This window comes from Kitasatospora sp. NPDC058046 (assembly GCF_042885595.1).
Lineage (GTDB): Bacteria > Actinomycetota > Actinomycetes > Streptomycetales > Streptomycetaceae > Kitasatospora.
The window spans coordinates 438,484-452,490 of sequence record NZ_JBHVRS010000002.1 but is presented as its reverse complement, the minus strand read 5'-3'; the positions used below and the strand labels follow the sequence as shown (position 1 = coordinate 452,490).

The 14,007-nt window shown below is 74.5% G+C and carries 11 protein-coding genes; 2 read left to right on the top strand and 9 right to left on the bottom strand.

Features of this window, described 5'->3' with window-relative positions; all coding sequences use genetic code 11:
* Positions 1-102: 102 nt before the first annotated feature.
* Both ACFVU7_RS06230 and ACFVU7_RS06225 read right to left on the bottom strand, forming a co-directional pair.
* Positions 103-558, bottom strand: coding sequence for a hypothetical protein (locus tag ACFVU7_RS06230; protein ID WP_049659087.1), 456 nt, complete (start codon positions 556-558; stop codon positions 103-105).
* 259 nt (positions 559-817) lie between these two features.
* On the bottom strand, positions 818-2,986 hold the full coding sequence (locus ACFVU7_RS06225) for an ATP-dependent DNA helicase UvrD2 (RefSeq protein ID WP_259316914.1): 2,169 nt from the start codon (positions 2,984-2,986) through the stop codon (positions 818-820).
* A 263-nt stretch (positions 2,987-3,249) separates the two neighbouring features.
* Between ACFVU7_RS06225 and ACFVU7_RS06220 the strand changes: the two genes are divergently transcribed.
* Complete coding sequence (locus ACFVU7_RS06220) at positions 3,250-3,507, top strand: mycoredoxin (protein WP_049660517.1); 258 nt, start codon at positions 3,250-3,252, stop codon at positions 3,505-3,507.
* A 101-nt stretch (positions 3,508-3,608) separates the two neighbouring features.
* Here the strand turns inward: ACFVU7_RS06220 and ACFVU7_RS06215 are convergent, their stop codons facing one another.
* From ACFVU7_RS06215 to ACFVU7_RS06190, 6 genes are all read right to left on the bottom strand, one after another.
* Positions 3,609-4,448 carry a GntR family transcriptional regulator gene (locus tag ACFVU7_RS06215; protein ID WP_074001394.1) on the bottom strand — a complete coding sequence of 280 codons (840 nt, stop codon included), beginning with the start codon at positions 4,446-4,448 and terminating at the stop codon, positions 3,609-3,611.
* Positions 4,449-4,658: 210 nt separating this feature from the next.
* Entirely contained in the window at positions 4,659-5,600 is a 942-nt protein-coding gene (gene nudC, locus ACFVU7_RS06210) for an NAD(+) diphosphatase (protein ID WP_388044497.1), read from the bottom strand.
* Between the two features lie 70 nt (positions 5,601-5,670).
* The gene (locus ACFVU7_RS06205; protein WP_388044496.1) at positions 5,671-7,074 is read right to left on the bottom strand and encodes a dipeptidase; all 1,404 of its coding nucleotides are present in this window, start codon (positions 7,072-7,074) and stop codon (positions 5,671-5,673) included.
* 134 nt (positions 7,075-7,208) lie between these two features.
* Positions 7,209-10,076 (bottom strand): FtsX-like permease family protein, encoded by a 2,868-nt coding sequence (locus tag ACFVU7_RS06200; RefSeq protein ID WP_388044495.1) that lies wholly within the window; start codon positions 10,074-10,076, stop codon positions 7,209-7,211.
* Positions 10,073-10,810 carry an ABC transporter ATP-binding protein gene (locus tag ACFVU7_RS06195; RefSeq protein WP_380742220.1) on the bottom strand — a complete coding sequence of 246 codons (738 nt, stop codon included), beginning with the start codon at positions 10,808-10,810 and terminating at the stop codon, positions 10,073-10,075. Before ACFVU7_RS06195 ends, ACFVU7_RS06200 begins: the two co-directional genes overlap by 4 nt.
* A gap of 176 nt (positions 10,811-10,986) precedes the next feature.
* Positions 10,987-11,613 carry a PadR family transcriptional regulator gene (locus tag ACFVU7_RS06190; protein WP_049656855.1) on the bottom strand — a complete coding sequence of 209 codons (627 nt, stop codon included), beginning with the start codon at positions 11,611-11,613 and terminating at the stop codon, positions 10,987-10,989.
* Positions 11,614-11,692: 79 nt separating this feature from the next.
* On the opposite strand from ACFVU7_RS06190, the gene ACFVU7_RS06185 reads away from it, so the two are divergent.
* Complete coding sequence (locus ACFVU7_RS06185; RefSeq protein ID WP_387821865.1) at positions 11,693-12,664, top strand: endonuclease/exonuclease/phosphatase family protein; 972 nt, start codon at positions 11,693-11,695, stop codon at positions 12,662-12,664.
* 4 nt (positions 12,665-12,668) lie between these two features.
* Here the strand turns inward: ACFVU7_RS06185 and ACFVU7_RS06180 are convergent, their stop codons facing one another.
* Complete coding sequence (locus tag ACFVU7_RS06180; protein ID WP_143204490.1) at positions 12,669-13,880, bottom strand: PP2C family protein-serine/threonine phosphatase; 1,212 nt, start codon at positions 13,878-13,880, stop codon at positions 12,669-12,671.
* Positions 13,881-14,007 lie beyond the last annotated feature (127 nt).

Below are 14,007 nucleotides of genomic sequence, written 5' to 3'. Positions count from 1 at the left end.
CCCGGAGGGCCTGGGTGGTCTTGCGTACCGGACAAAACAGAAGGGCCGCGGATCCCGGTGTGACGGGTTCCGCGGCCCTGGAGGTGCCGACCTGAGGCTGGCTCAGGTTCGTTCTCTCCAGGGTTCAGGGCCGCGGAAGGCCTGCATCCGGATGGCCTCGGCGCCCGTGAAGGCGGCCATGGCCTGGTTAATCTGCTGCTCGTTCTGCTTCTGGGCGTTTCCGGCACCGACGACCTGCGCATAGCCGCCATGCATGGCGGCGGCTACTGCTGCCTTCGGTGCCTGGGTCGGTCGCTCGTCGCGCAGGGAGCACGACGTACCGAACGACGCCCAGTCACGGGACAGACCGGTCTCGACAAAGGTGCCTTCGAAGCTCCTGCCGCCCGTGAGGCACAGATCAGTGTGTCCAAGACCACTGACAACGGGAGCGGAGACACCGGTGGTGTCGAGACCCAGACCGGTTCCACCGAGCTCGGCGAGCGCCCGCAGACGGGCGGCACGCAGGGAGGCAGCGACAACGGTCTGGCCAGTCATTTTGGTGATCATGATGTTTCCCACTGTCTTCGCCTCCTCTCGGCGTCTCGCGGAGCCTGGTCTCCCTGGCTCCGAATGTTCGGATGTCTGTCTCGGTAAAGCTCTCGGGCGAGGGGCATCGGCACAGGTTTCACCCCGTGCGACCGCGTCCCCTTGACCGCTCCGGCAGGCTATTGCGCTCCCGGTACGCGGCGCAAACTATTTTTCACGCGAGTTCTTCGGCACGTCACACGACGGGTTCCGAAACCCTCGGAGCGGCCCCTGGGACCGCGCTCGGACCTGCTCAGGCCTGATCGGCCGGACCGCCGTCCTCGACGTCGTCCGGATCCTCCTCGGGCTCCTCCCCCGCACACAACGAGAGCACGGCGGCCCCGTACTTGTCCAGCTTCATCGCGCCGACCCCGGAGATGGCCGCCAGCTCACCGCGGCCGGCGGGCACGTCCTCGGCGATCGCCATCAGCGTGGCGTCGGTGAACACCACGTAGGCCGGCGCGCCCTGCTTCTTCGCCTGCCGGGCCCGCCACTCGCGCAGCCGCTCGTACAGCCCCTCGTCCATCGTGGACGGGCAGCTCTCGCAGCGGCGCAGCTTGCGCTCGACGGCCTCGGTGAGCACCTTGTCGCAGACCCGGCACTTGACCGGTCCGCGGGCCCGCCGCCCGGCGGAGCGCTCGCCGGGCTCGACGCCCCCCCGCCCGCCGCGCGCGCCGGTGCGCGCGCCCGGGGCGGCGGAGCCGGGGCGCAGCCCGTCCAGGAAGCGGGTCGGCTTGCGGCTGGCCCGGCCGCCCGGGGAGCGGGAGAGCGCCCAGGAGAGGCTGAGGTGCTTGCGGGCCCGGGTGACGCCGACGTAGAGGAGGCGACGTTCCTCCTCGACCTGCTCGTCGGTCTTGGCGTAGATGATCGGCAGGGTGCCCTCGGTGAGGCCGACCAGGAAGACGGCGTCCCATTCGAGGCCCTTGGCGGCGTGCAGCGAGGCGAGCGTGACGCCCTCGACGGCCGGGGCGTGCTGGGCCGCGGCCCGGGCGTCCAGCTCGGCGACGTAGGCGGCGAGGTCGGTGGTCTGGCCGGCCGCGGTGCGGGTGCGCTCGAACTCCTCGGCCAGCCGGACCAGGGCGGCCAGCGACTCCCAGCGGTCCCGGACGGCGCCGGAGCCGGCCGGGGGCTCGGCGGTGAAGCCGCGGGTGGCCAGGACCGCGCGGACCTGGCCGGCCAGGTCGGGGGCGTCGTCGGTGAGCGGGTCGGAGGCGGCCCGGGCGGCGCCGCGCAGCAGCACGCCGGCGTCCCGGACCTCGGGGCGCTCGAAGAACCGTTCCGCGCCCTTGAGCTGGTAGGGCACGCCGAGGTCGGCGAGGGCCTGCTCGTAGACCTCGGACTGGCCGTTGGTGCGGAACAGCACGGCGATCTCGCTGGCGCGCACCCCGGCGGCGAGCAGGTCCTTGATCCGGCGGCCGGTGGTCTCGGCCTCGGTGGGCTCGTCCTCGTACTCGGTGTAGACCGGCTCGGGGCCGGCCTCGCGCTGGGAGACGAGCTCCAGGCGGTGCCGGGCGGCCTCGCCGCGCGCCTGGGCGAGCAGCCCGTTGGCGAGGTGGACGACCTGGGGGGTGGAGCGGTAGTCGCGGACCAGCTTGACCACCGTCGCCTCGGGGTGCCGGGTGCGGAAGTTGAGCAGGTAGTCGGGGGTGGCGCCGGTGAAGGAGTAGATGGTCTGGCTGGCGTCGCCGACGACGCAGAGGCTGGCGCCGCCGTCGGGGCCGGTCCACCGGTCGAGCAGGCGCTGCTGGAGCGGGGAGACGTCCTGGTACTCGTCGACGGTGAAGTGCCGGTACTGGGAGCGGACCTGGTCGGCGATGTCCGGGCGGTCCTCCAGGATGGCGGCGGTGAGCAGCAGGACGTCCTCGAAGTCCATGCTGCCGCGGCGGCTCTTGGCCTCCTCGTAGACGCGGTAGACCTGGGCGGTCTCGGCCGGGTCGCGGGGGGCCTCGCGGCCGGACTTGGCGACGGCCGCGGGGTAGTCCTCGGGGGCGATCTGGGTGACCTTGGCCCATTCGATCTCGGCGGTGAGGTCGCGCAGTTCGGTGCGCTGGACGCGCAGGCCGCAGCGGCCGGCGGCCTCGGCGACGAGCTGGACCTTGCGTTCCAGGAGCTGGGGGACGGGGCCGCCGACGGCGCGCGGCCAGAAGTACTGGAGCTGGCGCAGCGCGGCGGCGTGGAAGGTGCGGGCCTGGACGCCGTCGGCGCCGAGCTGGCGCAGCCGGCCGCGCATCTCGCCGGCGGCGCGGGCGGTGAAGGTGACGGCGAGGACCTGCTGGGGGTGGTAGACGCCGCTGCGCACGCCGTAGGCGATCCGGTGGGTGATGGCGCGGGTCTTGCCGGTGCCGGCGCCGGCCAGGACGCAGACGGGACCGTGCAGGGCGGTGGCGACGGCGCGCTGCTCGGGGTCGAGCCCGGCGAGCACCGCGTCCGGGCCCGTGTCGGCACCGGGGTCGGCCCAGGGGGAGCCGTGGGGGCCGTCGTAGGGGCTGCCGCTCAAGAGGTCTTCCTGCATGCGTTCCATCCTCTCAGCCCGGGGGGACATCGCGGACGGGGTTGTCCACAGGCCCGGTGCGATCGCAGGATGATCACTCCGCGCGACGGTCGACGGCGCTCCGGAATGTCCGCCGCCCGGTGGACGTTCCTGCCGGTGACCGTACGCCCCCCTCTTTCGAAGGAGCCCCCTCGATGTCCGGCACCGTGACGATGTACAGCACGACCTGGTGTGGGTACTGCAACCGACTCAAGAGCCAGCTGGACCGTGAAGGCATCGGCTACACCGAGATCAACATCGAGGAGGACCCGGCGTCGGCGTCCTTCGTCGAGTCGGTGAACAACGGGAACCAGACCGTCCCGACGGTGCTGGTGACGCCGGTGGGCGGCGGCGAGCGGGTCGTGATGACCAACCCGAGCCTGCTGCAGGTCAAGAAGGCCCTGGCGTCCTGACCCCACCGGGTCCACACCCGCCGGGCGCGAACCCGCCGGGCCCGGGCCCGACCGGCCCCGACCCGGGCCCCGCGGGCCCGGGCCGCCGGGGCCGGCGCGCGTCACGGCGCGTCGGCCCGGGCCGGGTCGACGGGCGCGGCGGGCGCGGGCAGGGTGGTGCGGGCGCCGAGGTCGCCGACGCCGTAGACGAGCCGGCTGCGGTCGGCCGAGTAGCGGGTCTCGATGACCCGCACCGGCCCGCGCCGGTCGTAGGTGACGCGGGTCTGCACCATCAGCGGCACGCCGGGGCCGCCCTGGAACCACTGGGCCTCCTCGGGGCCCGGCATCCGCGCGACCAGGTGGTCCACCGCGCCGATCTCGGTGCGTCCGAGGGTGGCGAGCACCGCCTCGTCGCCGCCCTCGACGGGGTCGGGCTCCATCAGCGGGGTGCCGGCGGCGAGGCCGGCCCGGTAGTGGCTCTCCTCGATGGAGTACGGCTCGCGGTCGAGCAGCCGCAGCTGGCGGCGGACCACGATGGCCTCGCCGGGGCGCAGCCCGAGCCGTTCGGCGATGTCCACCCGGGCCCGGACGATCATCATCTCGAAGTCGGTGCCGAGTTCCCGCCCGGCTTCGGCGGCCTCGCCGAGGTAGACGTCGGAGGGCGCGGCGAGGCAGTCGCGCGGCGCGGGGGTCAGGCCGGGGCCGTAGGCGCGGTGGTCCAGGACGGGGTGTTCGCGCAGGTACGTGCCCTTGCCCTGGAGGCGGACCAGGCGGCCCTCGTTGACCAGGACGTCGACGGCGAGCCGGACGGTGTTGCGGGCGACGCCGTACTGGCGCTCCAGTTCGCTCTCGACCGGCAGGGCGGCGTCGGCGGTGAACTCGCCCTCGGCGATCCGGCGGCGCAGGTCGGCGGCGAGGCGCTGGTATTTGGGGGATTGGGCGGTGCCCCGGGGGATTGTCACCCTCGTGAATGTAGCGAGCGCGGTGAGCCGGTATCAGCCGTTTCCGGCAATATCGTCCGAGCGGGTTGAATGCGCCCCCGCGCCGACCCCTTCCGGTAGCAGAACTGGCCCGTCCGGATACGAACAGCTGGTCGTGGTGAATTCGGGAAGGGGTTGGAGAGAAAAAGGGGGGCGCATGGAATTGACCACGCGCCCCCCTTTCGTCCTGGATTACCAGCGCGCCGCCGAGGGCAGCGGCTCCCCGTACCAGAGCTCGACCAGGTGCCGGGCGATCGAGATGCCGGACGGCGGCAGGATCTCGCCCGCCTCCATCCCGGCGCGCAGCTCCTCGCGGGAGAACCAGCGCGCCTCGGCCAGCTCCTCGCCGTCCACGGTGATCTCGGTGCCGCCGGGCAGCGCCCGGCCCAGGAAGCCGAGCATCAGGCTGGACGGGAACGGCCAGGGCTGGCTGGCCACGTAGCGCACCTCGCCGACCTTGACGCCCGCCTCCTCGTGCACCTCGCGGGCCACCGCCTGCTCGATCGACTCCCCCGGCTCGACGAAGCCGGCCAGCGTCGACCAGCGGCCCTCCGGCCACAGCGCCTGGCGGCCGAGCAGGCAGCGGTCCCGCTCGTCGGTGATCACCATGATCACCGCCGGGTCGGTGCGCGGGTAGTGCTCGGCCGCGCAGGAGGTGCAGCGCCGCACGTGCCCGGCGCCGGCCTTCTCGGTCGGGTGCCCGCAGCGCGAGCAGAAGCTGTGCAGCCGGTGCCAGTGCTCCAGCGCCACGGCGTGCACCAGCAGCCCGGCGTCCCGGTCCGACAGCAGCCCGCCGACCTCGCGCAGCCCGGCCGGCCGGGCGTCGCCGTCCAGCCGCCCGGGCAGGCTCTCGCCGGCCAGCGCGAAGTACGAGACGCCGTCCTGGTCGGTGCCGAGGAAGTACCGGTCGCCGGTCTGCGGGGCCTCGAAGGAGGGCATCAGCACGAGTTCGGTGCCCTGCGCGGTGTCGACCACGAACGCCTCGCCGCCGGCGATCGGCAGGACCCGGGTGTTCGGGTGGCTCCAGGCGGCCGCCAGCCAGGGCTCGTCGAGGCGGTGCTCGGCCGCCCGGTCCACCCCGGACCGGGCCAGGGCCAGGGGCAGCGGGCGCTCGGTCTCAGGCACGGTGCTCACGTCTGTTCCATCCCCACGTGGTGAATCATCCGGATGAGTGATCTGGCTGCCATGGTGCGCGCGGTGGGTGTCATGCCCCCGGCCGAAAGTTCTCGGCCAGGTCGCCCCAGAGGTACGCGGCCGTCTCCACGCCCTTGGCCAGCAGGTCCAGCTCGACCTTCTCGTTGACCGAGTGCCAGCCGTCCGAGGGCACCGAGATGCCGAGGAACAGCACCGGCGCGCCCAGCGCGTCCTGGAGGTCGGCGGCCGGGCCGGAGCCGCCCTCGCGGGTGAAGAGGATCTTCTGCTCGAAGGCCCGCCCCATCGCCCGGACGGTGGACTGGAGCGCCGGGTGGTCCAGCGGGGTCAGGCAGGGCCGGGTCGCGCCGGGGAAGACCAGCTCGTACCGGACGCCCTCGGGCACCCGCCCGGCCACCCAGTCCCGCACCGCGCCGCGGACCTGCTCCACCTCCTGCCCGGCGACCAGCCGGAAGGACAGCTTGAGGTGTGCCGAGGCGGGGACGATGGTCTTGCCGCCGGGGCCGGTGTAGCCGCCCCAGATGCCGTTGACCTCGGCGGTCGGGCGGGCCCAGATCCGCTCCAGGGTGGAGTAGCCGGCCTCGCCGCGGGTGCCGTACGACTTGGCGACCCGCAGCCACTGCTCCTCGTCGAAGGGCAGCTCGGCGAACAGCTCGCGCTCGGTCTCGGTCAGCTCGACGACGCCGTCGTAGAAGCCCGGGATCGCGACCCTGCGGTCGGCGTCGTGCAGGGCGGCGGCCAGCTCGGCCGCGACCTGGGCCGGGTTGGGGACGGCGCCGCCGAAGGAGCCGGAGTGGATGTCGGTGTCCGGCCCGTACAGGTCGATCTGGGCGTCGGCCAGGCCGCGCATGCCGGTGCAGACGGTCGGCGTGGTCGCGGACCACATGCCGGTGTCCGAGATGACGACCACGTCGGCGGCCAGCCGCCCGGCCTCGCGCCGGACCAGGTCGGCGAAGTTCGGCGAGCCGGACTCCTCCTCGCCCTCGATCAGCAGCTTGAGGTTGACGGCCGGCGCGGTGCGGCCGGTGGCGGCCAGGTGGGCGCGCACCCCCAGGGTGTGGAAGAACACCTGGCCCTTGTCGTCGGCGGCGCCGCGCGCGTACAGCCGGCCGTCGACCACGGTCGGGGTGAACGGCTCGGTGTCCCAGCCGTCCTCCCGGGCCGCGGGCTGCACGTCGTGGTGCCCGTAGACCAGGACGGTCGGCGCGGACGGGTCCCCGGAGGGCCACTCGGCGAACACCGCCGGCAGTCCGTCGGTCTCCCACACCTCGGCGACCGGGAAGCCGGTCTCCCCCAGCTTGGCGGCCAGCCACTCGGCCGAGCGCCGCACCTCGCCGGCCCGGGCCGGGTCGGCGGAGACGGAGGGGATGGCCAGCCACTCGGAGAGGTCGGCGAGGAACGCGGCCTGGTGCTGGTCGATGTAGGAGCGGACGACGCTGTCCGGGGTTCTCGTCATACCGACGACTGTAGTTCGCCCGTGCGGGTGCCCGCCCCGGCCGTCCGGCTGCCGGGCGTTCCCGGCTCTGTAACATGCGTCACCCCCGCCGCGACAGGGGTGCGCGACGGGGGTGACGGACGGGTGCGCCGGGCTCAGCCCGAGCGGCGCAGCAGGGTGATCCGCGAGCGGGTCATCACGGCGGCCAGGCCGGCCGCGAGCAGCGGCAGCAGCACCACGGTGGCGGCGATGGTGGGCCACGGGAAGACCACGATCGCCTTGTTGGCCAGCTCGGCGGCGCTCATCCCGGGGTAGCCGCCCGTCGCGGCCTCGACCTTGCGCAGCGCCACCCCCGGCACCACGCCGCAGACCGCGCCGAGCAGGGCGCCCATGGCGGCGATCACCCCGCACTGGAAGCCGGACAGCGAGCGCCGGATGCGGGGTTCGGCGCCGACCGCCGCGAGGGTGGTCAGGTCGCGCTGGGAGTCGGCGGCGGCCAGTCCGGTGGCGATGCCGGCCGCGCCGAGGGCGACGATGGCGGCGAAGACGTTCAGGCCGAGCTGGACCAGTCCGGCCCGGGACTCGTAGCCGCGTTCGATCTTGAGCATCGTGTGGTCGGTGAGCTTGGCCATCGCGCCGTCGGCCTTCTGCTGGGCGCCGTCGGAGGGCATCGCGGCGGGCAGCCAGACCGAGCCGGCCGGAGCGGTGGCGAAGCCGAGCCGGGCCGCGGTGGCCGGGCTGACCACGGCCTGGCCCGGGGCCGGCACCGAGGAGTCGACGAGGACGGCGTCCACGGCGATCTCGGTGGTGACCGGCTTCTCCCGGGAGTTGCCGCTCGAATCGGGGTGGACCGGCAGGGTGTACTGGAGGGCGAGCTTGCCGTCCTTGAGGTACCGGGGGTCGAAGACCACGGCCTTGCCGGCCGCGAGGGCCTGGCCGGCCCCCTGGTCGGTGACGCCGTAGAGGTTGCGCAGCAGGGTGGCGTCGCCGGCGACCAGCGCGGTGTACGGGGTGCTGCGGCGGTTGTCCGACTTGCAGCGCGGGTCCGTCCCCATGATCCGGTAGTGCTCCGCGGGGTCGAGCTCGTTGGTCGGGTCGAGGGCGGGGCAGCGGTCCGCCTTGGGCACCTCGACCCTGATGTAGCCGCAGAAGCTGCCGTCGGGGCAGTTGCCCTTGGGCTCGACGCGCTGGACGTCGGCGCGCTGGCCGAGGTCGGGGATGCTGCGTTCGACGGCCTCGCGCGCCTGCGGCAGCAGCTTGCTGTCGGCGTCGGTCATCCAGCCGCTGCCGAGCATGACGGCCTTGGAGGGCCCGGAGGCGACGTAGTCGCGCCGGTTCTGCTCCTCGTAGCTGGCCATGTAGACGCTGACCGCGACGGAGCCGGCGACGGCGGCCATCACGGCGGCCACGGCGGGCGCGGTGCGGCCGCGGTGGCGCACCGAGTCGCGCAGGGCGAGCCGGGGGCCGAGCGAGAGCCAGCGGCCGAGCCGGCCGAAGAGCCCGACCAGGTAGGGCGTCAGGACGACCATGCCGAGCTCCGCGACGACCGAGCCGCCGAGGACGGCGACGCTGCGGTTGCCGATGCCGCTGGTCGCGCCGAACAGGGCGAGGGCGGCGCCGCCGCCGAGCATCAGCAGACCGAGGACGGCGAGCTTGCGGCTCGGCGGCTTGAGCGTGTCGCGGCCGGTCAGCGCGGCGACGACGTCCTGGCGGGAGGCCTGGACGGCGGGCACGACGGCGGCCAGCAGGCCGGTGACGAGACCGACCAGGAGGATGCCGAGCAGGTCGAGCGGCTGCAGGTTGAAGTGGCCGAAGCGCTTGCCGGAGTAGTCCTCGGCGCTGGTGCGCAGCAGGGCGACCAGGCCGACGCCCAGGCCGAGGCCGACCAGGGCGCCGGTGACGCCGAGGACGATGCCGCCGCCGAGCACGACCGAGCGGACGTTGGCGCGTTCACCGCCGGCCGCGGCCAGCAGCCCGAGCTGCCGCCGCGAGCGCCGTGCGCCGACGGCGAAGGCGGGGCCCGCGAGGAGGACGATCTCCAGCAGGGCCATGCCGACGACGGTGGCGAGGATGACGACGTCGGTCCGGTTGAGGTAGGAGGTCTCCTCGCCGCCGCGCGACTTCTGCTCGACGTAGTAGGGGACCTCGGCGCGGGCCGGCGGGTCGAGCAGGACGGCGCGGGAGGTCACGGTGAAGCCGTACTCGTTGACCTCCTTGACCTTGTTCCAGTCGAGCGCGGCCCCGGCCGGGAGCTTGACGAGCCAGCGGGAGGTCTCGGTGCCGGCCTCGCGGGCGTTGTCCGTCCTGGTGGCCTTGGCGAGCCGCTCCAGCAGGGTGCCGGGGCGGGCGGTCAGTTCGGTGGCCCGCAGCTCACCGGGGTACTCGTAGGCGCCGCTGATGGTGAAGGGGGCGGACTCCAGGCCGCGGACGGCGGTCTTGTCGCCGACCTTGAGGCCGGAGCGCTTGAGGAAGTCCGTGGTGACGGCGGCCTCGGTGTCGGCGGCCGGGGCGCGGCCCTGGACCAGGTTCACCCGGCCCTGCCAGACCGGGTCGGTCAGGTCGGCCTCGCCGACCCGGGTGCTGAGCAGGCCCTGGGCGCTGCTCGCGGCGGTGTACGGGCCCGAGAGCTCCGGCACCAGGACGGCGCCGGCCGGGAGCAGCTGGCGGGCCAGCTCGGCGGGGGCGGTGTCCAGGGAGCGCCGCTGGACGGGGGTGTACGCGGGGGCTTCGCCCTCCTTGGCGTCGTCCTTGGGGTCCTTGACGGTGAAGCCCTTGTCGGGGTCCGGCGCCTGCTTGACGGTGGAGCCGGCCTCGACCACGCTCAGCTCGCCGGCGGCCTGGCCGATGAGCCGCGCCACCTGTTCGGTGGGCGTGAGCTCGGCGCTGCGGAAGACGACGTCGGCGCCGGTGACGCCGAGGACGGGCAGGGCGACCATCGCGATGACGAGGGCGCTGCGGCCCTTGGCGCGCAGGGCGTCGCGGCGGGCTATGCGCAGGGCGACCCGCCAGGCGCTGAGCTTCACTCGTCCACCTTCAGGGCGTTGCCGGCGGCGGTGACGAGCAGGCTGGCGGCGTCCTGGCTGACGGACTCGTCGACCATCCGGCCGTCGCGCAGGAAGACGACCCGGTCGGCCCAGGCGGCGTGCCGGGCCTCGTGGGTGACCATCATGGCGGCGGCGCCGGCGTCGCAGCGGGCGCGCAGGACGGCGAGCACGGCTTCGCCGGTGGTGGAGTCGAGGGCGCCGGTGGGCTCGTCGGCGAGGACGAGGCGGCGGTCGCCGATCAGGGCGCGGGCGATGGCGACGCGCTGCTGCTGGCCGCCGGACATGTCGTCGGGGAAGCGGTCGGCGAGCTCGGGGATGCCGAGCTCCTCCAGGGCGACGAGGGCCTCGCGGCGGGCGGCGCGGGTGGACAGCCCGTCGAGTTCGCGCGGCAGCGAGATGTTCTCGGCGGCGGTGAGCGCCGGGATCAGGTTGTAGTCCTGGAAGACGTAGCCGACGGAGCGGCGGCGGACCTGGGCGAGCTTCTTGCGGTTGAGGCCGCCGAGGGCGACGCCCTCGACCAGGACCTGGCCGCCGCTCGGGGTGTCCAGGCCGCCGGCCAGGGTGAGCAGGGTCGACTTGCCGGACCCGGAGGGGCCCATGACGGCGACGAACTCGCCGGGGTGGACCTTGAGGTCGACGCCGCGCAGGGCCTGGACCTCGGCGGCGCCGTGGCCGTGGACCCGGGTGACGTTCTCCAGGTGGAGCACCGGCATCTGCCGGGCCTCTTGGGTGTGGGACACGAATTCCCCCCTTGTGCTGGGTGTGGGCTCGGAGTCGGGCCGAGCCTGGTGGTTCGGGTGGCGCGCGGACTCACGCGCGCGGACTCAGGCGGTGGGCTCGAGCGGTGGGCTCGAGCGGTGGGCTCAAGCGATGCGCTCGGGCGGTGGGCTCAGGCCCGCAGGCGGCGGCCGCGTTTCGCGGGCGCGCCGTCGTCGCGGGCGGCCTCGGCGGTGCGGGCCTGCAGGAGTTCGGCCTGCTGGGCGAGCCGGGTCTCGCAGTGGTCGAGCCAGCGGATCTCCGCTTCGGTCTGGAAGATCAGCTGGTCGAGGACGAGCAGCCAGGCGAGGTCGTTGCTGGCGGAGGGCACCACGCCGGGGCGCTTCTCGCCGGCGAGGGCGCGGCCCTTGAGCCGGGTGTAGTCCTGGAGCGCCTTGATGCTGTGCCGGCGCTGGCCCTGGACGACGGCGGAGACGTCCACTCCGGGGACGGTGACCGCCATGGCGAGCTTGATCGCCAGTTCGTCGCGCGGGGGGTTGGTCCGGGGCACCGGGGTGTCGAACCAGGACCGCAGCTCCTCCCGGCCGGCGTCGGTGGCGGCGTAGAACTGGTGGCCCTCGCCGTCCTCCCCCGCCGGCTCGACCAGCCCGTCGCGCTCCAGTCGCGACAGCGTGGTGTAGACCTGCCCGACGTTGAGCGGCCAGGTGGCGCCGGTGCGCGCCTCGAACTCGGTGCGCAGCTGGTAGCCGTAGCGCGGGCCCTGGTCGAGCAGGGCGAGCAGACCGTGACGGATGGACATACCGAGTATGTATACCCGGTATGCCCTACCGCCTCAAGCCGGGCCCCCCTCCCCCGGGGACCGGGTACCGTCGTGCGGTGTGAGCCAGTTGCGCATCGCCACCTTCAATCTGTTGCACGGACAGCCGCTCGCCCCGGACGGCGCGCCGCGGCCCTACCCGTCCGACCCCGGCGGGCCGTTGGCCGAGGCGGTGGCCGCACTGGACGCCGACGTGCTGGCGCTCCAGGAGGTGGACCGCCACCAGGCGCGCTCCGGCCTCACCGACCAGGCGGCGGTGGCCGCCGCGGCGATGGGCGCCAAGGACTGGCGCTTCGCCGCCGCGCTGCACGGCCGCCCGGCGCCGGTCGCGGGCTGGGTGCCGGAGCCGTCCGGTCCGGTCGGCCTGCGGGTGTACGGGCCGGACGAGGTCGGCGACGGCGCCGCGCCCTCGTACGGGACGGCGCTGCTGACGAGGCTTCCGGTCCGGCACTGGCGGGCCCGCCGGTTCGCCCCGGCCCCGTTCGGGCTGCCGCTGCGGGTGGCCGGGCGGCGCGGGCTGACCCCGGTGCCGGACGAGCCGCGGGCGGCGCTGGCGGCCGTCCTGGAGGGCGAGCACGGGCCGTTCACCGTGGTGGCGGCGCACCTGTCCTTCGTCCCCGGCTGGAACATGGCGCAGCTGGCCGGCATCCGGCGCTGGATCGCCGACCTGCCCCGGCCGTACCTGGTGCTGGGCGACTTCAACCTGGTCGGCGCCGTGCCGCGGACGGTGCTCGGCGGGGCGACGGCGCTGGAGCGCACCGCGCCGCGGGCGCGGGTGCGCGAGCTGCGGGCGGCCCGGCGGGCCCGGCCCGCGCTGACCGAGCCGCGCCGGCGCCGGGTGCGCGAGCCGCGGCCGCGCCTGCAGGGCTGGTACGACCTGGCGCGCACGCCGACCTACCCCTCGCACCGGCCCGCGGTGCAGTTCGACCACGTGCTGGCGATCGGTGTGCCGCGGACGGCGGTCGGCCCGGCGGCGGCGCCGCGCGCGGTGGTGTCGGACCACCGCCCGCTGCTGGTCGAGGTGTCCCTGTAGGGCCTCAGTGGCGCGCCAGGACCCCGGCCTGCTGCGGGAGGTGGACGGTGGCCGCGCCCCGGGGTGCTCCGGGCCCGAGCGCGGGCGGCGGGTCGAACTGGAGCAGCAGCATGGCCGCGTCGTCGCCGAGCTGGCGCCCGACGTGGCGCACCACGTCCTCGTGCAGGCGCTGCAGGACGTCGGCCGGGCGGCCGGCGGCGCAGCGCGGGAGGCGTTCGGCGAGCGGGTAGAAGACGCCGGCGCGGTCGCGGGCCTCGATCACCCCGTCGGTGAACAGCAGGACCCGGTCCTCGCCCTGGAGCAGCAGCCGGTGCACCGGCGGGCGGACGTCGGCCGGGTCGAGGACGCCCAGCGGCGGTACGGTCTCGGCGAGTTCGAGCGGGCTGACCTCGCCGCCGCGCAGCAGCAGCGGGGCCGGGTGGCCGCAGTTGACGATCTCCGCGGCGCCGTCGGGGCGGACGCCGATCAGCACCAGGGTGACGAACTCCTCCTCCACGCCCGGGTGGTCGTTCTCGTGCAGGGCGCGGTCGAGGCTGACGGCCAGCCAGCCGGCCACCCGGTCCAGGGCGGCCTCCTGGTGGGCGGCTTCGCGGAAGGCGCCGAGCACGGCGGCGGCCGTCTCCACCGCGCCGAGGCCCTTGCCGCGGACGTCCCCGACCACGGCCCGCACCCCGTGCCGGGTGTTGACCACCTCGTAGAGGTCGCCGCCGATCCGGGCGTGCGCGGCGGCGGCCTCGTAGTGGACGGCCGCCCGGACGGTGCCGACCCGTTCGGGGACGGGCCGCAGCAGCACCCGGCGGGCGATCGAGGCGACCAGCTGGGCGTCGGCCAGCGCCTGTTCCTGGCGCAGTCTCAGGGTGGCGCTGACCCAGCCGATCGCGGCGACGAGCAGGATCGCGAAGACGCTGGCGGCGTGCACGGATTCGCCGAGCGTGTCGCTGCGGAAGGCCATCAGGAAGGCCGCCGCCTCGGTGCCCAGACCGATGGCGAGCGGGTACCAGGTTCGGCGGCTGACCACGGCGGCCAGCGCGGGTACGGCGGTGAGGGCCGGTTCGACCGTCACCTCGGTGCCGCTGAGGTAGTCGAGGGCGACGATCAGCACCATGCCGATGAACGGCAGCGCCAGCGCCGTCCTCGGCCAGGTGCCGGTCGCGCGCGGAGCGGGCCCCGGTGTCGGCCCGGTGAACCGCTCTCTGATCCATCCGGTCGCGCTCAACTTCGGTCTCTCCAGCAGAAGACGCCGATGCCCGAGGGCACCTGCGGTGATGACTGAGGGTCAGGGAATACGGGCCTCGCTGGCGGCCGGAGCACGGGGGTTGACCGGTTACCGACCCCACAATAGG